The organism is Pararobbsia alpina, assembly GCF_902859895.1.
GTDB lineage: Bacteria > Pseudomonadota > Gammaproteobacteria > Burkholderiales > Burkholderiaceae > Pararobbsia > Pararobbsia alpina.
In genome coordinates, this window is record NZ_CADIKM010000021.1 from 70,888 (window position 1) to 90,172 (window position 19,285).

The 19,285-nt window shown below is 56.1% G+C and carries 22 protein-coding genes; 11 read left to right on the plus strand and 11 right to left on the minus strand.

Features of this window, described 5'->3' with window-relative positions; all coding sequences use genetic code 11:
- Nucleotides 1-3 precede the first annotated feature (3 nt).
- The 10 genes from HV670_RS19145 to HV670_RS31120 all read right to left on the minus strand — a co-directional run bounded on the left by HV670_RS19145 (nucleotide 4) and on the right by HV670_RS31120 (nucleotide 8,498).
- The gene (locus tag HV670_RS19145) at nucleotides 4-339 is read right to left on the minus strand and encodes a hypothetical protein (protein ID WP_175106445.1); all 336 of its coding nucleotides are present in this window, start codon (nucleotides 337-339) and stop codon (nucleotides 4-6) included.
- A gap of 153 nt (nucleotides 340-492) precedes the next feature.
- Nucleotides 493-918 (minus strand): phage tail tube protein, encoded by a 426-nt coding sequence (locus tag HV670_RS19150; RefSeq protein ID WP_175106446.1) that lies wholly within the window; start codon nucleotides 916-918, stop codon nucleotides 493-495.
- Nucleotides 919-927: 9 nt separating this feature from the next.
- The gene (locus HV670_RS19155; protein ID WP_175106447.1) at nucleotides 928-1,275 is read right to left on the minus strand and encodes a DUF3168 domain-containing protein; all 348 of its coding nucleotides are present in this window, start codon (nucleotides 1,273-1,275) and stop codon (nucleotides 928-930) included.
- A gap of 158 nt (nucleotides 1,276-1,433) precedes the next feature.
- Complete coding sequence (locus HV670_RS19160) at nucleotides 1,434-1,790, minus strand: phage head closure protein (RefSeq protein ID WP_175106448.1); 357 nt, start codon at nucleotides 1,788-1,790, stop codon at nucleotides 1,434-1,436.
- Complete coding sequence (locus HV670_RS19165; RefSeq protein WP_175106449.1) at nucleotides 1,787-2,077, minus strand: head-tail connector protein; 291 nt, start codon at nucleotides 2,075-2,077, stop codon at nucleotides 1,787-1,789. Before HV670_RS19165 ends, HV670_RS19160 begins: the two co-directional genes overlap by 4 nt.
- Nucleotides 2,070-3,437: a phage portal protein gene (locus HV670_RS19170; RefSeq protein WP_175106450.1), complete on the minus strand. Its 1,368-nt coding sequence runs from the start codon at nucleotides 3,435-3,437 to the stop codon at nucleotides 2,070-2,072. The genes HV670_RS19165 and HV670_RS19170 overlap by 8 nt, the downstream gene beginning before the upstream one ends.
- Nucleotides 3,438-3,664: 227 nt before the next feature.
- Nucleotides 3,665-5,002, minus strand: a complete 1,338-nt coding sequence (locus tag HV670_RS19175) for a phage major capsid protein (RefSeq protein WP_175106451.1) — start codon at nucleotides 5,000-5,002, stop codon at nucleotides 3,665-3,667.
- Between the two features lie 10 nt (nucleotides 5,003-5,012).
- A complete protein-coding gene (locus tag HV670_RS19180) occupies nucleotides 5,013-5,666 on the minus strand; it encodes an HK97 family phage prohead protease (RefSeq protein WP_175106452.1) in 654 nt (217 codons plus the stop codon).
- Nucleotides 5,626-7,164, minus strand: coding sequence for a terminase large subunit (locus HV670_RS19185; RefSeq protein ID WP_175106453.1), 1,539 nt, complete (start codon nucleotides 7,162-7,164; stop codon nucleotides 5,626-5,628). Before HV670_RS19185 ends, HV670_RS19180 begins: the two co-directional genes overlap by 41 nt.
- 1,016 nt (nucleotides 7,165-8,180) lie before the next feature.
- On the minus strand, nucleotides 8,181-8,498 hold the full coding sequence (locus tag HV670_RS31120; protein WP_175106475.1) for an HNH endonuclease: 318 nt from the start codon (nucleotides 8,496-8,498) through the stop codon (nucleotides 8,181-8,183).
- Between the two features lie 311 nt (nucleotides 8,499-8,809).
- On the opposite strand from HV670_RS31120, the gene HV670_RS19195 reads away from it, so the two are divergent.
- Nucleotides 8,810-9,670 (plus strand): DUF2806 domain-containing protein, encoded by an 861-nt coding sequence (locus HV670_RS19195; RefSeq protein WP_175106454.1) that lies wholly within the window; start codon nucleotides 8,810-8,812, stop codon nucleotides 9,668-9,670.
- 11 nt (nucleotides 9,671-9,681) lie between these two features.
- Here the strand turns inward: HV670_RS19195 and HV670_RS19200 are convergent, their stop codons facing one another.
- Complete coding sequence (locus tag HV670_RS19200; protein ID WP_175106455.1) at nucleotides 9,682-10,656, minus strand: S24 family peptidase; 975 nt, start codon at nucleotides 10,654-10,656, stop codon at nucleotides 9,682-9,684.
- A gap of 1,189 nt (nucleotides 10,657-11,845) precedes the next feature.
- On the opposite strand from HV670_RS19200, the gene HV670_RS19205 reads away from it, so the two are divergent.
- From HV670_RS19205 to HV670_RS19250, 10 genes are all read left to right on the plus strand, one after another.
- Complete coding sequence (locus HV670_RS19205) at nucleotides 11,846-12,061, plus strand: hypothetical protein (RefSeq protein ID WP_175106456.1); 216 nt, start codon at nucleotides 11,846-11,848, stop codon at nucleotides 12,059-12,061.
- The gene (locus HV670_RS19210; protein ID WP_175106457.1) at nucleotides 12,058-12,657 is read left to right on the plus strand and encodes a hypothetical protein; all 600 of its coding nucleotides are present in this window, start codon (nucleotides 12,058-12,060) and stop codon (nucleotides 12,655-12,657) included. The genes HV670_RS19205 and HV670_RS19210 overlap by 4 nt, the downstream gene beginning before the upstream one ends.
- Entirely contained in the window at nucleotides 12,654-13,073 is a 420-nt protein-coding gene (locus tag HV670_RS19215; protein WP_175106458.1) for a hypothetical protein, read from the plus strand. The genes HV670_RS19210 and HV670_RS19215 overlap by 4 nt, the downstream gene beginning before the upstream one ends.
- Nucleotides 13,074-13,353: 280 nt before the next feature.
- Entirely contained in the window at nucleotides 13,354-13,725 is a 372-nt protein-coding gene (locus tag HV670_RS19220) for a hypothetical protein (RefSeq protein ID WP_175106459.1), read from the plus strand.
- A gap of 38 nt (nucleotides 13,726-13,763) precedes the next feature.
- On the plus strand, nucleotides 13,764-14,057 hold the full coding sequence (locus HV670_RS19225; RefSeq protein ID WP_175106460.1) for a hypothetical protein: 294 nt from the start codon (nucleotides 13,764-13,766) through the stop codon (nucleotides 14,055-14,057).
- A 462-nt stretch (nucleotides 14,058-14,519) separates the two neighbouring features.
- Entirely contained in the window at nucleotides 14,520-15,086 is a 567-nt protein-coding gene (locus tag HV670_RS19230) for a toprim domain-containing protein (RefSeq protein ID WP_175106461.1), read from the plus strand.
- A 220-nt stretch (nucleotides 15,087-15,306) separates the two neighbouring features.
- Nucleotides 15,307-16,602 carry an AAA family ATPase gene (locus HV670_RS19235; protein ID WP_175106462.1) on the plus strand — a complete coding sequence of 432 codons (1,296 nt, stop codon included), beginning with the start codon at nucleotides 15,307-15,309 and terminating at the stop codon, nucleotides 16,600-16,602.
- Nucleotides 16,599-16,898, plus strand: coding sequence for a hypothetical protein (locus tag HV670_RS19240; RefSeq protein WP_175106463.1), 300 nt, complete (start codon nucleotides 16,599-16,601; stop codon nucleotides 16,896-16,898). Before HV670_RS19235 ends, HV670_RS19240 begins: the two co-directional genes overlap by 4 nt.
- Complete coding sequence (locus HV670_RS19245) at nucleotides 16,895-17,803, plus strand: ATP-dependent DNA ligase (RefSeq protein ID WP_175106464.1); 909 nt, start codon at nucleotides 16,895-16,897, stop codon at nucleotides 17,801-17,803. The genes HV670_RS19240 and HV670_RS19245 overlap by 4 nt, the downstream gene beginning before the upstream one ends.
- A gap of 187 nt (nucleotides 17,804-17,990) precedes the next feature.
- Nucleotides 17,991-18,545, plus strand: a complete 555-nt coding sequence (locus HV670_RS19250) for a metal-dependent phosphohydrolase (RefSeq protein WP_175106465.1) — start codon at nucleotides 17,991-17,993, stop codon at nucleotides 18,543-18,545.
- The last annotated feature ends 740 nt before the right edge of the window (nucleotides 18,546-19,285 follow it).

The following is a 19,285-nucleotide window of genomic DNA, read 5'->3' on the forward strand; positions in this document are numbered from 1 at the left end:
CCCTTAGTTTTTTGCTGCTGCCGCCTCCGCGTCTCCGCCGATCTTGTTGACGGAGAGTGAGTGCATAGCTAGCTCGGTCAACGCGTCCGCATTGATAGCCCGCAGGCCGTCCAAGTCTTCACGTGAAAACACGGGAGCGCCGGTTTCATCGACCACGGTAGCCGCGACGATGGACGCCTCAAAATTGCTCGTGGACTTGTCGCCGTCGCGGACTGCAGCAAAGAACTCGTCCCGCGCTTTACCGGAGAACTTCTGAAAGCGGACTACCGCACCCAGCGCTTTAACTTCAAGCTCGCGCACCTCGGCTGCAAGGGCCGCAAAAATTTGCTCTTTATTCATTAGATTCCTATTGGCACGATTCACAACCCTCATCGAGGCTGCATAGCTTGACTGGCTCGCCCCGCGCTTCGCGCAGCAGGGCGTTAATGACAGGTACGGCGTTACGCTGGACTTCCTCCATTGCGAGACGCACTATTTCCTCTACGTGGTCTATCACGTACCTACGGTAATTTCGATGTCGCCGGTAATCGTCAAGCTGATAGCGCCGCTATACACACCGTCTACCTTGGCTGCAATCGGGAACGAGGCAACGAACGCCGAGAACGCGATAACCGTACCGTCCGAGAGGGTCATCTTAAACGAGCGTTCCGTAGATGCCTTCTTAGCCGCGAGCAGGGCGCTATGGCTCGGCTCTTTGAGGTTAATGTTCGTGGTAAGGGTGACGCTGCCCCAATCTTGGAGGCCAAGCACACGCTCCTTGGCTGCGGATAGCAAATCGGTAACATCGATTTCCGCTGCCTTGCCGTCAAAGCCGCTGATGTCTGTGACGTTGACAACGGGGGTAAAAGTTGGCGTGCCCGATACGCCCGTGTCCAGCTCGATCTTAGTACCTTGTGCGGAGACTGCTGTTGAACTCATTCGTATTCCTTAGTATGTAATCGAAAAATCGAGGGTCGAGGCATAGAGAAGGGTGTCCTTCTCAAAACCACTGACGGGGCCGCCGATGGGGACTGCTTTAACAGCCGGATTTACGAGGGCCTGGAATGCCTGCTCCATGATGAGAGCTGCGCCAAGGCGCGTAGTCGCGTACACAGAGATTTGCATTCGGGCATTGCGGAGCGCGGGCGTCTCGCCGTCCACGGTGTTGAATGCTTGGCCGCCTACAGCTTGGTAGGTAATCCAAGGGGCTGGCGTTTTTGCCGGGGCAACATCGGGGAATACTTGACCGTTGGCGAGCGTTTCGAGCGCTGCATAGACGATGGCCTCAGCCGTCATTCTTGGCGGTAGGCAGGAACGTACAGGTAATCGTAGTCACCTTGTCAATACCCGCCGACACCGTTACTTCCGTGATGTACTCGGGAAGGTCGATACAGGTACGGAGCGCATCCACAAGCTTTTTCGTGTCGCATACGAGGTTCACGCGAATATTATCTTTAGCCATTGTTAGCGTTCTGTGTGCAGGCCAAGTCTGCGTACTCACGGGACTTAGCGTTAGGGATAACCGAGGCGATGTTGAAAACGATGCCCCGTGCTACAGCGCGGTCTCCGTTTGTTACGTCAGTGCGGTAGCGGATTCGGATACTTGCGCTGGCGGTGTCTACCTGCGTGCCACTTGATACGGTCTCTTTGCCGGAGAGCTGGAGGATGTCTCCCCATACCCGCGCGTACTCGGTCCACGTATCGAGAGGCTGGCCCAGAGGGTCCTTTCCGGATGACTTGCGCTGTAGGGATACCCGCGTGGCGAGCGTGCCTGCCTTGAGGCCGCCTGAGGCGTTTCCGGGTCGTGTCAAGCTAGGGCCGGGTCACGGTCGCGGGCGAGGATCGATTGCACGGCTACGCCGATAGGGTCTGTAGAGCCCTCGCGGTCCGCGTACAAGGATGCGAGTACAAGCTTTACCGCTGTCTGGACGTGCGGCGGAACGGTATCTACCGTGTAGGCCGCTGCGGTCCCCGTCTTGAGGTAGCCGATAACAAGCGCGCTCGCAGCCGTGACCATCTCACCCAGCTCGGTATCTGACTCGGTATCGTCAATGCGGAGCTGGGCTTTGGCTTGGTCCAGCGTGATTAGGTCACTCATCGCCGTTGTCGGTGCCCTCGGATTGTGTTGGTGAGTCAGCGGAACCCGCAGCGTCCGCTGTAGAAGTAGCAGGATCGGGAGACGTGAGGTTTTCGCCTGCCGGTGTAGTGGTGGCCGTGGCCTGCCGCTTCGCCAGCATCGAGAGGGGAACCCATTGAGCTTGCAGATACGGGGTATCACCGCCATCTACGGGAGGCAAACCGATCGTTGCACGCGCCTCGTTAGGTGCCATGACTCCAGAGCCCACAGCCTGCGCGTTCGCTGCATGGCGAGCGGCTTCGTCCATACGCATAAGGCCCGTGGTGTCGAACTCAAACCCAGCACCGTCCGCTACGTCGAAACTGTCATCTAGCAGCAGCTCGATAGCCTCCAGATACGCCTGTAGGCAGTCCGAGTAGTACATAGCCTCGTAGATTGACGAGCTGGTAACGGAACGGCTACCCGTATCCGCGCCGATCTTGTGCAGCGGTACATGGAAGCAACGGGCTACGTCTGCGGTGGACCAATTGAGCTGTTCGACGGTCTGCGCGTCTACGCCGCTCATTGTCATGGGCTGGTAGGTAAGACCGTCCCCGCCGACCATCGTTTTACCCGCGCCTGTGCCGCTGTAGTTCTCGTCTAGCGTTTGCTTGAGGCGTGCTGCCGTCTCATTGCCGATAGCACTCGGAGCACTGAGGAAACCAGACGGGCGGGCGGCATTCGAGAAGAAAGCGGCCGAGTTGGTCGTGATGCTGTTTCCGAGCGTTGCGCTCGCAGCACAGGCCGCAATAGGCGTCATCCCAATGAGCGGATGCCATGATGTAATGCCCCGGTCGTGGATGATGTCTCGCGCGGGAACTACCACAGTCTCCAGGGGTGTCACCTGGAGCGGGGACATAGTGACTTGATAGAAAACGGAGCCGTCTGGAGCAACGAGAGGCACGACCCAGCGCGGGTTAAGAACGTCCATAGAGACGACGGCGCCGAGGCTGTTACGACCAAGGAGAACATACGTGTTGCCGTGCGTAAGCTTGCTACTTACCCATGCCTTGATGAACTGTGCACGCGTCTGGTAGTGGTTAGGCTTGCGTAGAACGCTCGTGTAGCGCGGTGCGCTGGCTTCTTGCCATACACCCTTGAGGAGCTTCACGTACTTAATACGGAGCTTCGCTACGTCCGAGGAAATAAGGTCAACACAGGCGAACACGGCGGAGCTAGCTAGCATCCCGTCGCGCGTAGTGAGCGACTGATTCTTTTGCCATGCGCCCGTGAAGGGCTCACGAATAAATCCTGACGCTGCAGACGCTCCGATTGCTACCGCTCCGTCTGCACCCTTCGGGCGCTTCTTTACGGCTTTACCTACCCATGTGAATATACCCAATCGTTAGCCTCCTTTGCTCTTTGGACGACCGGGACGCACAAACGCGACACGACCGAGCAGCCGCAACGTCAAGGCGTCTGATGCGGGTAGATAGAAAACGTCACCCGTGCGAACAGGCGGACTAAGGTTGATATCCTTTAGGGCGCGAACTTTTATACACGACATATATTCCTTGGTTAGCGACCCTAAAGGATAGCCCCGCTTTATGCAGGGCTAAGAGGGCTTAATTACGAAGTGGTAACCATATCCGACACGTACGCCGCGCCGGTGATTACTCCAGCGGCCAAAGTGCGGCGGTTCTGCCAGTTAATCATTTGCACGATTTTTACGGCGGCCATGCCGTTCTGGAACATGCTCACGGGTGCCGAGCTAGCGCTACCCGGTGCCGTATCCATAACAATCGATGCCTCGCGGCTGATATCGATTTGCGGGGCTGCATCCTCCGACAGATAAATTTCATCCTGAATCAGAAGCACGATTTGACCAGCGGGGCAGTTATTCGACGTGATGACATTCACGCCTTCCAACACGCCGCCTTGCATACCCAGATTAGGGAAGTACTTACCACCGAGCGCGTTACGCAGCGAGCCGATAGCCAAGGCCAGGGCGGGCGACATAACGAACACCGCCGAGGTCATATCGTAGTTAGCCGCGATGAACGGAGCGAGGACAGCCTGCACGTCCGCAATCAGGTTAAGCGGACTCGTACCGGATGCCGGAACAGCCGCGATACCATTCAACAGGCCAGCGGGCGAAACGCTAGCGACTGCTGCGCCTGTGCCGAGGAAAGTCAAATCCAGACCCTTGGATGCGGCCTTGAGGAGGTCCGCCTGTACCAGGGCTTCGGCTGCCGGGTCCGAGAAACGGATAAGCTCGTCCGAGAGGACCGAGATAGCCGCAATCTTGGTGTGACCCAGATTGATACGATTGAACGCCGCAGACGTAACCGGAGCCGGATTAGCTTCGCCAACCCAGCTAACGGACGTGCCGCCTGTCTGACCCGCGATGGTCACGTTAAACGGAACCTTGCGGAGCGTCAGGCGACCCAGGACCGTTTGCGGATACAGAAGCTCAATAAAGTCCGCCATATAGTCCTGCGGATAGATAAGCGCACCCGCCCACGCTGAAACATTCGAATTACCAGCCGACACAGCAGCCTTAACGAACGAGTTCAGCTTGTCGTCGTCCTTGTAGTGGACTGCAGCGAGGTCTTTAACAAGCGCCAGATTGCCTTGTGCCTTTACCTGCAACATGGCGAAGCGCGTAAAAGTACTTCCCTTGGGCGCGTTGCTCTTAACTTCTACGTGCGCGCCCGGAACCTTGACTGCAGCTTCCGTCTTGGGGACTGCAACAGCCTGCGCGGCAATCGACTTCTCCACGGTTTGGAGACGTTCAAGTTCCTTAGCGCCCGCATCCAGCTCCGCGCCGAAGTCGTTGTACTGCGTCACCTCATCCTCAGTAAGCGCGCGGTCTTCCGCGACCGACTTAGAGACCAGCTCGTTACGCGCGGTTTCGGCTTGTGCGAGGCGTGCCTGAAGTTGCTTGATTTTCTGTGAAATGTTCATTAAGTAATCCTTAGTGGTAACGGCGAAAAGAGAGGTCGATTGCGACCGTGCGGGGTGTCTTTACTTCTTTGTTTTGCGCCCCTTCCGGGTTCGCTGGTTCGCCTGCGGGCGTCGCCGTTGGCGTCACTTCGGACACGGATGTATCCGTAGGCTCTTGAAGGCTCTTGAAAGCCGTAATCATTGCTTCGGGGTTACAGGGAACCGCCGTAAGCGACAGTTCATGCACATCCGCTTTCGTGAAGTGCACACCTCCGTCATCCTTGTAGCTGTACTCGCTCGGGGTAAAGCCGATGCTGACGCCTTTGATAAGACCAGTCTTTACGCTGTGCCATGCCTCGTCCGTCCGGTCTTTAACGGCGCCTTCCTCGTCTACCTTGGCAATCTTTGCCTTGAACGGGAGCCCCTTAGCGGTGGGCGTCCCGAATGAGACGGTGCCTACAGGCTGGTCCGACTTATGGTTGAGGAGAAGCGGGGTTTCCTTCTGGAACGTGAGGCCCTTTGGCTCCACGATGTCTTTGACGCGATCCGGGGTAGGTGTGGATGCAATGCCCTCGAATTCTCGCGAATCCTCATTCACAGACTTAATGAGAATCGCGGAAAATAGCTTTTTGTTTATCTGTGCCTCACAGTGCGAAGAATTGATATGTGCGCTCGGGCTCAACATCGCCAGCGGCGAGGACCGTAGCCCCAAATGCCATAGTTAGCGCCACGAGACCATCTATGCGTCCTGTTGCCTTTTTCTTGTCGAGCTTGCGGTTTCCTGCTGGGTCCTTGAGCACCACTGCATTGGCCGCACACATCGTGAGTACCGGGTGCATCCCGTGAGAGAGGCGTGCGTTAAGCAATGCTTCCTCGATTGCATCCATCGCGGGGCTAAAGTCCTTGTAGCCCTGCCCATGCGGAACGAGCGGTAGTGCGCCGCCGTCCTTGGTGGATTTGTCCGCGTCTATGCCGAGGTCCGAGAACTCCTTTTTGAGGAGGTCAATACGCCAGCGGTCATACGCGATGGAATGCAGATTTAGGCCGGAGCAAATCTCCGCGATGTCGCGAGCTACATACTCGTAGTCCACGGTGCGGCCCGGAGTGGTGCGTAGGAACCCCTGCTTAACCCACACGTCATACGGCGCGCGGTCTGTCCTGGCCCGATCCGCCAAGCCGTCCTCCGGTGTCCAGAAGAAGGAGGCAACTTGCCATATGCCCTTAATGCGGCCGATAAGCTGCAGCGAGGTCAAGTCGGTGCGGGCCGAGAGGTCCAGGCCACCGAATACCTGCGTGTCCTTGTCGAAAGGCAGTGCCGCAGCTCCGCAGGATTTCCACACGTCCCGGCTTATGAAGGGAGACACGGTGGAGACGCGCTGATTTAGGATCAGGTTGCGGAACGTGTTCTCGCTTGTCGGCATCCGAACGGCTTTCTGTGCTTGGTTGAGCACGTCCGCTTCAGACCGGAAGATGGCGAGAGCCGGATTGGCATCTCGCCACGCTTGGCGGTCCATAAGCTCCGCGTCAGGCTTCGCAGCGTAGAGATGGACTACTGTGTGCGGATCGTTACTCGTAAGCGCATCGTCAATCCAAATGGAGAGCAAATCCGCATCGGAGGCGGCCTGCGTACTTACGACGATGATTAGCGGGTTCTCGTGCGCGCCTTGGGCCGTGGTGATTGCATCGATAAAGTCGCTCTGCGGGCCTCGAATCTGTCCAGCCTCGTCTATGATCGCGAGGATTGGGCTTAGCCCGTGAGTCGTCTTTGCCTCAGCCGATAAGGCTTTGTACTCTACGTTCAGAGGGAGGCCGTACAATCGCTTGCCCGATGGAACAATACGGACGATTGCCGATAGCTCCGGAGACAACGCGACCATCTTGGACGCTAAGGCGTGGATGATTGCTGCCTGCTCGCGGGACATAGCACCGGAGACAATCTGACTATTCAGCTTCGCCTCAGGACCTACCAAGTGGGCCAGGAGCAGGGCTGCGATTACCGCGCTCTTGCCGTTCTTGCGAGCGATGCTCAGATACCCGTTCTTGGTGCCGTGCGGGTTGTCATACACATCAAGGATGAACTTTCGCTGAAATTCCTCAAACTTGAGAGGTAGACCGACTAGCGCACCCTCGGGGACCTTGCAGTACCGCTCGCAGAACGCAATTACCTTTTCGCCTCGGGTCATACCGCCCGGAGGCGCGGGATTAATTCGTCATCATCCGGCAGGCCGCTCCGCGCCGCTTGCTCAGTCGCTAGCTTTTTACCCGCGTCCTGGCTGCGGCCTACCGTTGCCGCCGCGTGTACATGCAGTTTGGCAGAGAGGGCCATAGACCTAACGCTAAGGGTGTTGAGTAGCGCATGCTTGGGATTAACAACCTGAGTACCCTTGGCGTTGGTGACAATATCCGGCTCGTCCTCAAGCTCCTCTTGAATGCGACCAATGTCGGCTTGACAGTGAGCAAGGTTTGCGGCGTGGGCTAGATCGATGTCGGTCCACGTACTGGCGGCTCTGGCCTGCACAATGCTGTTCCAATACGGAATATCAACATCGCGTAACCGGATATGGGCCGGAGGTTTGATCGGGCCGAGTGAGGCCGCTTGCGCTGAGAGGACAGCGGTAGTAACCGAGTCCGAACGGGTCTTAGCTATAGGGACTCCTTATATTGGGCTATGCGCGCGTGATCGCGCGAGGGCTTGCTAATAGTGCGAATGACCGCAAGCGCGTTAGCTGTACGGGGTAACTACGAGAAGCCCTTACCAATAGCTGGTAGACATTCGTAAAGGCTCAATTACAGGCCCGTGGTGGGCTTGAGTGTGTGGACAGCGGGGAGGTGTTGTTTCGGCTGATACAGACCGTTCCGGACGATTCTGGAGCGATCCAGAGGCTATACGGAAGGTTAGGAGAATTCCGGACGGAAAATTTGCAGTTAGCGTTATTTCAGGGTGGACCAGTCGGTGTCCCGCTGTCGATAGCCGAAATCCATGCATACCCCCGTCTTATAGGTCTATGCTATGAGCTATCAATGATGTTACACGTTAGGTTGTACCTATCATGCACCAACCGTGTGCATTTCTACGCTATCAGGCCGGATTGTTGATAGCCTACACTCTGACTCACTGTAGACTACTGTAACTACATTCTTCGAATGACAACCACTGACTAACCACGGGATAACCTCACTGTAGTAATCACTGAGACATTCACTGTAACGCTGCTACTGACTGATTCCAATGGTGATGACTATCGATAGGTAGTCCATCTACTGAGCTACCAGACTTGAGTACGTATCCTCTATCCTTTGCAGTTTTCAGCTTATGGCATGGAATACATAGTAGCTGTAGATTACTATCATCATTAGAGCCACCATTCTCTAGTGCTGTAATATGGTCTACTTCACCAATACGAGTAGCACGTTTGCAGTGTTGGCAAGTGTATTTATCTCTAAGCCTAATATGCTTCCGCTGCTCTAGTCCTGCCTTACCGACAAGACGAGCGTGTATGATGGGATTATGGCCTATCTATAATCCTTGGAATATTGGGTAAGCTAATCTCCTCGTCGCTTCGCTCCTCGGATAGAACTACCGGGAACAGCAGGAGATAATCTTGATATAAAAGGGCAGGCCACTACCTGCCGGGGAGTGCATCGGGCCACTCTACCGCGCGGGAAAAGGTTCTCCTCTCCATTGCTCAGGGGCTTTTCATATAGTGAAACTAGCGGCGACGGGCCTTGTCATGCGGGGCTCCCCGGGGGTATAGCAATCAAGTGTCGTTTGGGTGAAAATTAGGATGCACGCGTGGGACCAACTGCAACTCTAACCGGATAAAAGTGATGGGCGACGGTAATGCAATAATAAAAATGGATCTGGGGAAGTTTTCCAAGCCTGCTACGGTCTTGATACAAAAGGTGGCGGGTGCGATCGGACTACTATATGAGCCTACGCATCTCAGGCGAAAGGCACGAGCACAAGCCGATGTGAATAAAATAAAGGCAATTGCCAAGCTCGAATTGGGGGAATTAGAACAGCGGGCTTTACAGCGACTCGTAAGTCAAGAGGTTCGGAAACAGGAGAATATTGAGTCAATTGTTTCCGAGGCTATCGAGTTTCTACCTGAAAATGCGCAGGTGGAGGAGTTGAATGAAGACTGGGTGGCTTACATGTTTAAGCAGTGTGATACGGTGTCAGATACTCAGATGCGTTCGCTTTGGGCAAAAATACTGGCTGCGGAATCCACAAGTCCTGGTAAATTCTCAAAGCGAACGTTGAACTTCCTTTCCGGCCTTAGTCAAAGCGAAGCGGAACTATTCACAGCACTCGGCGCGTACGTGTGGCAAAGGGAAGACTCTCCGTTAGCGGTAGTGCGCCGGCTCAACGAGACGACTAGCTTAAAAGATGTCATTAACGGTTCTAGCATTTTGCAACTACAAAGCTTAGGCTTGATTACCTACCAGCACGATTTGGGATTTAGTCTCCTAGAAGTTAGTGGCCCTCAAAAATTTTACTATTTTGACCGTGAGATAGTAATAGACCTTAGCGACGCTTCTGGGTCAGAACTGGACGTGGGTGAAGTGGCCTTGACAACCCTGGGAGCGGAGCTTTGGGAAATTTGCGGCGCGCAGCCCAATTATTCTCATTACTATATGGCGGTTGTTGAATGGCGGAAGCGTGGGTACATAGTCTCCGAGCAGTAGCGTATAGCTAATCACATTTGACGTCCAAACCATACGACCCGACCGATTATCTCGAAATCGGTTTGGTTATCTGCGTTGAGATCAATGGTAAAGGTTTCATATAGTTGGTTCGCACTAACGACCCGCAACTTTTTGCCCGCAATTATCTGCGTCTGCTTTACCAGAATCTGGCCGTCCATTCTAATGACGTAGATGCCGTCTTGCGGCGCGTTCAACGTATGATTAATTAGGATGTTATCGCCATCCTGCAGGGTGGGTGACATGGAGTCTCCATGTACACGTACCACAGATAGGCTTTCTTCCTTTGCGTGTAGGTAGTTTTCTACCCAATGCCGACGAAATGCCACAGTAAATTTGGCCTCGGCGCCGTTATCGTGCCAATGACCCGAGCCAGCGGACGCTTTAACGTCATATCTCGGTATGAATACGAATTCATCCCAGGGTGTGTTTTCAGGTACTGCGGGGCCACCGGAAAGGACGTGAGTTGCCGGAGATAAAATGTCTTCACCTAGGAGCCAGTCGATAGGGCGCGCGGTAGCTCTACTAAAGCGCCGCAGCATCTCCAGTCCCGGAACCCGGTTCTGGCTAATCATGTTGTAGAGCGTCTGCTTATTGAAGCCGTGGGGCTCCGCCCAGGCGTACAGACTGGAGGCGCTTTCAGTGCTCGTTGCCTCAAATAGGCGCGTCAAGAACAATAAAAACTCCGACCCCTCCTTTTCCTTCAATGCGGCTTCCTCCGCCTGTTTCGCTTGGAGGGCCGCCTTTAAGCGCGCGTCGCGCTCAATGTATAGCTTTCGAGCCAGCGCGGTGCTCTCAGGCGATGGAGGGACCTTAAAGATGTTACCGCTACTACTCTCATGTTCCTGATGCCCGTCTGCATACAAGCGTTCCACTGAGCCAGTGGGGTGAACTATCCGCCTAACCACATCAGTAGATGGGTTCTCCGCAGGTGCGCGCTTGCCGCTGGTGACTACCGTAACAGCCATCTCGATTTCTCCCTAAACCATTGATTTAACTAAATTATAGCACGAAACTATCGAATTTGTAAGATTAATACAAATGTTTGAGTAGATTCTACTCTTATGAGTAAGTAGAGTTCGTCTCGTCGGTTAGGTTTCTTCATCGAGTTGCCCGCGATTCTAGCAGAATCAGGCGGATAGGTGCACTGACGAGTAACAAAGTATTACCCGCTAGGCATAGCGTCCTAGGTATCGGGATCGTTCTCTAACAATCTAGTGAGTAGGTCTCCCTTGTGGACTAGCCTACCGGCTCTTATTCGAGTCGTGACGTAGTACCGTACCCATCGGCTGATACACATCCGGTTAGGCTCTGCGGAACCCAGCTACGCTGAATACCTACCTAGTTGTGAGTGGATCGAGCCCGGTCCATTGACGCCTAGGAGGAGAAGTGCGCAGCACACAACACAACAATGCGAGTCCTGGCATAAGTCCGGGTCGCGTACAAAAAGTCATCAAGGGGCACACAGTTACAGTGATCCGAGGACCCGTACCTACCGGTGCGGGACGCATCGCCTCGCTGAGCAGTGCCGACCGCATCACGTATTTTCTCACGGCGGCACGGGAAGCAGGGGCTAAGCCCTGGTTCAATCGTCCCGCACGTTGCTGGTACGTGGGTATAAACCCGCTTACTCGCTGGGCAAGCATCAACGGTCTTAAGTGAGCAGTAGAAGTTAGTCACGCGGGGAATCCCGTAGAAGGTGCACGTTTACCATTCAAAAATGTAGGACTGCGACGGATAAATCTGTAAATCCGTCTGTAGTTCGCTGATAGTTCCCGGCCCGCCATCGTGCGGGCTTTTTCATTTCTACACCGTATAGGACTACGAATGACACAAAAGCAACAACACGAGTTCGACTTGAACCGCAAGCACACGGTAGGGCAGTTTCTCCGCTCGCATTCCGAAGCTCTCCGCACGATGAAACGCCACGCGGCGGAGCATGTGGCCGCGTTCTCTCTCGGCGCACGGGCTCGTCTCAGCTAATAGCAAGCACGGTGAGGACCGTGCGGTGCGTCTGTCCCGGAAGTATCTAGACAGCGCACCACACGGCCTTTCCTGCATAACCGAAACAGACCATGAGCCAACGAGCAATTCTCCACGCGGCGCACCTCGCAGGCGCAGCCGTGTCGTTCCACACAGCAACGCAGACGATTCAGATTGACGGCCACCGTATTGACCGCTGGGCAGCACTGCGCCATGCGAAAGAGCCGCCGCCGCTTGTTACTTGGAACGGCCGCGAATGCTGCGTTTATGAACACTGAAGCCAAGGAAATCCGCGCGTTTCAGCTTGAATGGAACAGGTGCGAGATGCCCGACATCGCGCCAGGATCACGCAGCAAACCCAATCCAAAATCCGAACAGGAGTCTAAATGAGCAAGCAATTTAAGGTAGGGGATCGTCTGCGGTTTCATGGTGTGTTTGCGGGGAAAGCGCTGGAGCCTGGGAACGCGGGCTTCGACAGGGTAGGTAAGCTGGCTAGCGTGGTGCATCCGAGCGAGCCGGGTCATACCACTGTTTGGGTGAGGTTCGACGGGGACCCGAGTAAGGAGAACTGGTTCCCGGAGCGCTTCGAGCTTGTGCAGCGCGAGTTCAAGGTGGGTGATGTTCTCATCCCGGCAGCGGGCGGAATCGGTGAGCGGCTGCGGAACTTGTGTGAACGCGCTGGATTCGACCCGGCGCGCATGGTTGTGCGGTCGCTCGACTTTCGCGGCTGGCCGATCCTGACATGGGAATCCGCCGACGAGACCCTTGGCTGCAACCCGGATATCTTCGAATCCGCTCCGCCCATCGCGAACACGTACTACCGAATCCAAGCCGGTGCACTCACGTTCACCACTCACCATGCGGACGCAGCAGCGGCCAAGGAGTGGCTGCAGGAAAACGGCGACGTGGGCGCAACGTACACGATTCAAGAGGTGCGCGATGTCGCGACTTACAGCGTTACCCGCGAACTGAAGGAGACCGCGTGAGCCATCCGTTTAAGGTAGGCGATAAGGTTAAGAACCTTGGGGATACTGAGTGGCACGGTTCGGACGGTCCCGTGGTGGGCGAGGTCTATACGGTAGACAGGATTTCCGGCGGCGACGGTCGATACTACATTCGGCTGGCGGAGTTCTCGGAAAGGTATCCAAGCCACACGAGAAGCGTCAACAAGTACGTGCGTGCCACTGTCCCGCCGCCGAACCCGTACGGCATTTCCGTCAGTCCCGGTAGTTTTATGGGCTTCCCTGTTTGCCCACCCGACAACCTGCCGAGTCGAGACGCTGCGGAGACTTGGGTTAAAGATCACGGTAGCTGTGGTGTTACCTACGTGATCTATGAAAAGGTGCCCTGCGTGTCGCTCACGGTCAAGCAAACCGTAACCCGGGAGGTCGTCAGGGTATGAGTTTGAAGAAGCTGGCGGGGATCGTCCTCGCAGCAATCGTAATTGCATCGGCGGCCAGTGTGGCCGGGTGCAATGAGCAGGCACGGGCGGACTCACCGAGATTGGGCGAGTACCTGGGCACGACAGGCGACGACACGAACATTGCTCGTATCGTGGACGGAGGCCACATTTGCTACGTGGCTACGCATCGCAGATTGACCGCGCCTCTCGCAATCTCTTGCATCTAGCCGTTCTATCAAACCCGCAGTAACTTTCATTCACTCTATTAGGACTACATCGCATGGCAAAGACTACCGTTGAACAAATCGCTGCACTCCAAGCCCGCATTGCAGCCGACACGGCGAAGCTCAACGAACTGCAGGCCGCAGAGAAGGCGAGTAGCGCCCTCGAAACGCTTGCTGCGGATGCTCCGGTGCGCTTTGTGTTTGGCCGCGCCGAGAACCGGAAGGAATATGACGGCGTGGTGCTGGGCATCGCGGAAACCGACAAGGGCAAGCGTATCAAGGTGCAGTACGGGGAGGGCTTCGATGCGCAAATCGTTGTGATCGATCCGAGCGCAATTCTGTCGGTGGGCGACGCGGAGAAGGAAGCGGACGCGCCGGAAAGCACGGCACAAGATGCCGCAGCCGATCCGCTGGCCTCGATTCAGTAAGCAGCGCAACCACTTTCTAACTTCCCCATAGGAAAACCATGTCGAAACTTACCGCTGCTCTCCTGTCCGCCTTCGTGTCGTTCAAGCGCGTCTCCGCGAGCCTTGCCGCACGCATTCACAGCTTCCTCATTGATCTCCACGTAGCCAGCTTGGAGGCTATGGTTGAGCGGGCAGAGGCACGCGCAGCACGTCTGTTCCGTGTCGCGGACTACCACAGTGCCGCGCACATCGAAGCTACCACGGTCGCCCAGGCCGCCGCACTTGACGCCCAGGTCGTTACGGCCAAGGCCCTGGCGGACGCGGCTGCAGCAGGCGCAACGCTGAGCGTCTAACTCTTGCGGACAGACCCGGTTTCTCTCGGGCTGCGGATGTGCAGGCGGCTTAAGTTAAAGCCGCGTGATTATCTTTGGCCCCTGTATGACCGCCTGGGTTGCAATTGGCAACGCCATGAATTAGCGCGACAAGTGGCACTTAGAGGCAAGTAAGGAGAACGCGTGCTGGAATCGAATGCTTGGCTTCAGCACGCCCAATCCCTCGCAGAGGGAGGCAGTAGAAAGATACCGCACGACTGCGGACCCGGCGATTGCCTGCACATTAACCACAAGCGGGACGGCTGGGGCGCGTACTGCCATAGGTGTGCATACAAGGGCTGGGTTCCCCGACCCGCCGAAAGTCTTACGGAGAAGCTGGCCCGTCTACAGCGTATCAAGGCCGCAGAGGAGGCCGTAACCGCTAGTCCTGCCTTACCCCTTCCCGCAGAGCATGACCCACGAGTGTGGCCGCTTGAGGCCCGCGTGTGGTTGTACAAAGCGGGCATTTCAAATGCGGAGATTGAAGGGCTAGGCATCTACTGGAATCGATACATGCAGCGGGTAGTTATTCCCGTGCGTGACGAGCTGGGCCATGTCGTGTATTGGCAGGCCCGGACGCTCGATAAGACGAACCCAAAGAAGTACCTTAATCCTCACGTGGACAAACGCAGACTCGTTGCGAAGTTCGGCAGCGGGTCATTGCTCGTGCTCACGGAGGACTTGTTGTCCGCCTACAAGGTTGCGACGCGGGGCAACGTGGCCGCGTGGTGTCTGCTCGGCACGAAGATAACGGACTTCATTGCTACCGGAATCCTAGCGTCGGGTAAGCCGGTAACGGTATGGCTAGACCCGGATGCGGCGGGGCAGACCAACGCGACAAAGATTATTAAGCAACTACGAGCCTACGGCGTAACCGTGCGCAACGTGGTATCGGAGAAAGACCCGAAGTTATTAGGGCGGGAGGAAATCGAATGGACGCTGAAAGCTGGAGGCGCGGGTAATGGCGAAGTCTTTTGTGTACGCGCGGTTCGACTGCACGCCTCGTCATGATGCCGGTGTCTACAGGGTGCCGGATGCTGAAGGGGATTGTGTAGACGCGGTAGACGCCATCTGCCGGGAGGCTGTATTGCAGGCGAAGATACGCACGCTTGAGGTTCAGCTTAAGGAAGCGCAAGAGATAACAGTTACGTCCGACAAGGACGGAAACGTGGTGGCAGTTACTCGCACGGACAAGGAGGGAAGAATTGTACGCACACTATGGGAACGGTGATTGAGCATTGAGGTAACGCTCCTCCAGCTCCTCAAGTACCGCGAGCGATATGAGAGACTGGCAAAGGCAGTACCTGCCGCAGCACTCGAAGCAAAGTCCGTTGTCATCCTGAACGACTACGGCACATTTTTCCAAGAGTTCCCTGATGCAGCCCGAATCGAACATGAGCCTTTCATGTTGTGGTTCAAGGCGTTCGCACATCCGACCCTCACGGCAGAGCAGCTAGGGCTTTACAGCGCACTTCTAGCGAACGTATTGAACAAGGATTGCGATCCCTCGCTTGAGTCCGGAATCATGGAGCGCATGCTTGCAGCAGAGACCGCGAACCGAGTCACAGACCTTATCACTCAGTACAACGAGGGCGGTGAGATTGATCTATACGTAGCGCTCCGCGACGAGATAGAGCGATTTGAGGCGAATACAAACCGCAAAGTACGTGTGCCGTGGGTCAGTGAAGATATCGACTCGATCTTGCAGGATGACAAGAACGACCGAGGCTTGCATTTCCGCCTCGATTGCTTGAACACGGTAATGCGTCCACTGCGGGGTGGTGACTTCCTCGTGTACGCGGGTCGTCCCGACAAGGGCAAGACAACGGGCATCTCCTCCGAGGTCACGTATATGGCGGGCCAGTTTGACGCCTACTACGGGCTGCAGCACGGTCGGTACGTGCTGTGGATGAACAACGAGGGGCCGGGGCGACGCATCGTGCAGCGGAACTATCAAAGCGCGATCAACGCAACCATGTCCGATCTTATCCGCAAGTCCAACGCGGGCACGCTCAAGGATGAGTACGCGGCGGCCGTAGGCGCACTGGACCGCATTCGTGTGCTCGATATACACGATTTCTGGAACTACGAGGTAGAGGACATCATGAAGCGCTACCCGCCCGGCCTCGTGATTATGGACATGGTGGATAACATCAAGTTCGGTGGACAGGCGTTGAACGGTGGGCAGCGGACGGACCAGATTTTAGAGGCCCAGTATCAATGGGCTCGATTGATGGGCGTGAAGTACGACACGCCCGTTATTGCCACCTCGCAAATCTCCGCAGACGGCGACGGCCTGCAGTTCCCCACGCTGCCCATGCTTAAGGATAGTAAGACCGGAAAGCAAGGCGCGGCGGACGCAATCATTACCTTGGGCTCCGTGAATGACCCGTTCTATGCATCGTCCCGCTGGATAGGAACGACTAAGAACAAGCTGCGCCGACAGGGCGCTCCCCAATCCCCGCAGTGTGAAGTCCTGTTCGACGGCGAGCGGGGCCGCATTTGTATGCCTCTGGAGAATCCATGAGATACGGAGTAATCCGAACGCAGAAGAAAGAGAGTGACGGTGTGCAAAAGGGGCCGGTTCACTGGCTCAAACGCGGCACGCTGGTTCACGTGCACGGAACGGGAGAGTATGGAATTCGTGTTGAGACGCTGTACCCGGTGTTCGGCGTACTGGTGCCGGGGGCGACCGTTAGCTACGCAGTCCGCGAGCAGCACGTGAAGCTACACGACGTATTGGTACTACCCCGTCTTGCGGGGGCTGCGGTGCGGGCCGCTGCTAAGCAGCTCCAGCGCGTTCGCCTGTGCGTCGGTAAGTGATCCCACGCGGCTTCAAACCCAATCTCGCAGCGACCCTCACGAAGCCGGAGCTTATCAAGTTCCCGGTGTGGGCCTCTCCGAAGATTGACGGAATTCGTTATGTTGTATTTGACGGTGTTGCATATAGCCGCTCGCTAAAACCAATCCCTAACCATTTCATTCAGCAGTGGGCAAAGGACCATGCGGACGAATTGGAGGCATGCGACGGGGAGCTTGTTGTGGGTCGTTCGACCGACCCGAACTGTATGCAGAACAGTATGGCCGTTATGCGTAAGGACGGAGAGCCAGATTTTACGTTCTACGTGTTTGATCTATTCAATTTGTCCCACTACTACGAGACTCGTCAAGAGGAGCTTTCTTGGTGGGCCGAGCAAGGGGCGGATAGTCCCCGTATCCGTGTGCTTCCACATCACCTCGTAACCAACACTGCGGATATGGCTACGCTGGAAGCCCAATTCCTTGAGGCGGGCTACGAAGGCATGATGATTCGTAGCCCCTCCGCGCTCTACAAGTGTGGCCGCAGCACGGAGCGCGAGGGCGGTCTAGTCAAGGTAAAGCGGTTCCGCGATGCCGAGGCTCTGGTAGTCGGTTTTGTCGAGGAGATGCACAACACCAATGAGGCGAAGAAGGACGCATTCGGCCGCACTGAGCGGAGCACCGAGAAATCGGGCCTTGTCGGCAAGGGCACGCTAGGCGCGTTGATTGTTCGGTACGCGGACGACCCGGACGGAACCGAGTTCAACATCGGCACGGGTTTTACGGCCGCGCAGCGGGCCGAGTTCTGGCAGCGACAGAGCGAGATTATCGATTGCTTGGTCACGTTCAAGTACTTTGACCATGGCATTAAGGATGCTCCGCGTCATCCGGTGTTCAAGTCGTTCCGAGCAACGGAGGACATATCTTGATCGCTGGCTATCAACCTACGCCGAGGGATGGGCCGATACCTCCGCCGCCTGCGCCAAAGCGAGCCACCGAAAAGCCGCGCATCTGGTTTGAATACGGCGCGTGGTGGTGCGGACTTCCCGCGACGGGTGAGGTAGGTCTTAGCTGGGCTGGTCCGGTATCCGCGTACCTTGATTGGAAGGCCAAGCAATGAAGCCAACTATTCTCACCGCGAGCGGAAAGTATTTCGACTTCGCGAACCCTGCACTTGACAGTATCGATATCGAGGACATCGCTACAGCCTTATCCCGCATATGCCGATTCACTGGACACACAACGCAGTTCTACAGCGTCGCACAACACAGCGTGCATGTGTCATATGCGGTCCCACCAGAGTACGGGTTACAAGGGCTTCTGCATGATGCCGCCGAGGCGTACCTAGGCGATGTGTCCAGTCCGCTTAAACAGCTCTTGCCAGAGTACAAGGTTATTGAGGAGCGTGTAGAGCGGGTCATCTGTAAGCGGTTTGGTCTCCCGTTCCCGTTGCATCCGTCTATCAAAGAGGCGGACCTCCGTATGCTCGTGACGGAGCGGCGGGATTTGATGCCTCAGCCATACGAGCGTCAGCGCGTTGTTGACGCTGTTGCATGGTCTTGGACGGCAGCTATCGAACCGCTCGACGCAACCATCAGCGCGCGTACACCCGGTAGCGCCGAGCTGCTATTTCTCGCCCGCTTTAAGGAGCTGACCGCTCCTGCTGCATAAGCGCTATTCGGCCGTGCTTGCCCACGTTCACGAGACGGTTACGGCGTTTGCAGTGCGGGCAGAGGAAGTAAATCCCGAAGTCATCTATTGAAGCCTCTACCTGATTGCACGGGATAGAGGCAAAGCATTTTATGCACGTCCACATTTGAGCCTCCGTACTGTGTCTTATTGATCCTAGTTCGCGGCCACTGAAAATCAAGGAGCAGCACATAAGCTATTGCGTTTGGGACGTGGAGACCACGATTAAGCCTTACATGAAACGTAAGGCGTCTCCTTTTCTCCCTGAGAATTTTGTGGTCGCTTCGGGATGGCAACGCCAGGGCGACAAGCAAGTAACAGGTGAATACTTTGGACGCGGCCCACGCCCGTTCGATTGGTTCACGAAGCTGCTTACGGGGACAACCATCCTCGTGGGCCAGAACATCAAGTTTGACCTGCTGTACGCCCTGCGTGAGCCCCAGAACCTTGAGGCGTGGATGGCGTTCGTAGCGCGCGGCGGGAACGTGTGGGACGTGCAGTTAGCAGAGTACCTGCTCCCGGAAATTTTCAAGGTAGTTGTCGCCTCGACGATTAAATCTCAGGCGGCTTTTCGCTCCTGGTTACTGCGCTGTGGGGCGCCGTCCTGGTTGTCGATGCGATCCGGGTTCAGGTGCACAGCACGTACGCGCTGCCAGTTGCGCATGCGGCCTTTCCATCGGAGCGGATTGCGCTGCCGTGCAGTCTCGTAGAGTGCCGCGCGT

Bases quoted from the DNA above. Each gene is read 5' to 3' on its own strand.
- HV670_RS19145 (WP_175106445.1), bottom strand. From the start codon at position 339: ATGAATAAAGAGCAAATTTTTGCGGCCCTTGCAGCCGAGGTGCGCGAG.
- HV670_RS19150 (WP_175106446.1), bottom strand. From the start codon at position 918: ATGAGTTCAACAGCAGTCTCCGCACAAGGTACTAAGATCGAGCTGGAC.
- HV670_RS19155 (WP_175106447.1), bottom strand. From the start codon at position 1,275: ATGACGGCTGAGGCCATCGTCTATGCAGCGCTCGAAACGCTCGCCAAC.
- HV670_RS19165 (WP_175106449.1), bottom strand. From the start codon at position 2,077: ATGAGTGACCTAATCACGCTGGACCAAGCCAAAGCCCAGCTCCGCATT.
- HV670_RS19175 (WP_175106451.1), bottom strand. From the start codon at position 5,002: ATGAACATTTCACAGAAAATCAAGCAACTTCAGGCACGCCTCGCACAA.
- HV670_RS19180 (WP_175106452.1), bottom strand. From the start codon at position 5,666: ATGTTGAGCCCGAGCGCACATATCAATTCTTCGCACTGTGAGGCACAG.
- HV670_RS19185 (WP_175106453.1), bottom strand. From the start codon at position 7,164: ATGACCCGAGGCGAAAAGGTAATTGCGTTCTGCGAGCGGTACTGCAAG.
- HV670_RS19195 (WP_175106454.1), top strand. From the start codon at position 8,810: ATGGGCGACGGTAATGCAATAATAAAAATGGATCTGGGGAAGTTTTCC.
- HV670_RS19200 (WP_175106455.1), bottom strand. From the start codon at position 10,656: ATGGCTGTTACGGTAGTCACCAGCGGCAAGCGCGCACCTGCGGAGAAC.
- HV670_RS19210 (WP_175106457.1), top strand. From the start codon at position 12,058: ATGAGCAAGCAATTTAAGGTAGGGGATCGTCTGCGGTTTCATGGTGTG.
- HV670_RS19220 (WP_175106459.1), top strand. From the start codon at position 13,354: ATGGCAAAGACTACCGTTGAACAAATCGCTGCACTCCAAGCCCGCATT.
- HV670_RS19225 (WP_175106460.1), top strand. From the start codon at position 13,764: ATGTCGAAACTTACCGCTGCTCTCCTGTCCGCCTTCGTGTCGTTCAAG.
- HV670_RS19240 (WP_175106463.1), top strand. From the start codon at position 16,599: ATGAGATACGGAGTAATCCGAACGCAGAAGAAAGAGAGTGACGGTGTG.
- HV670_RS19250 (WP_175106465.1), top strand. From the start codon at position 17,991: ATGAAGCCAACTATTCTCACCGCGAGCGGAAAGTATTTCGACTTCGCG.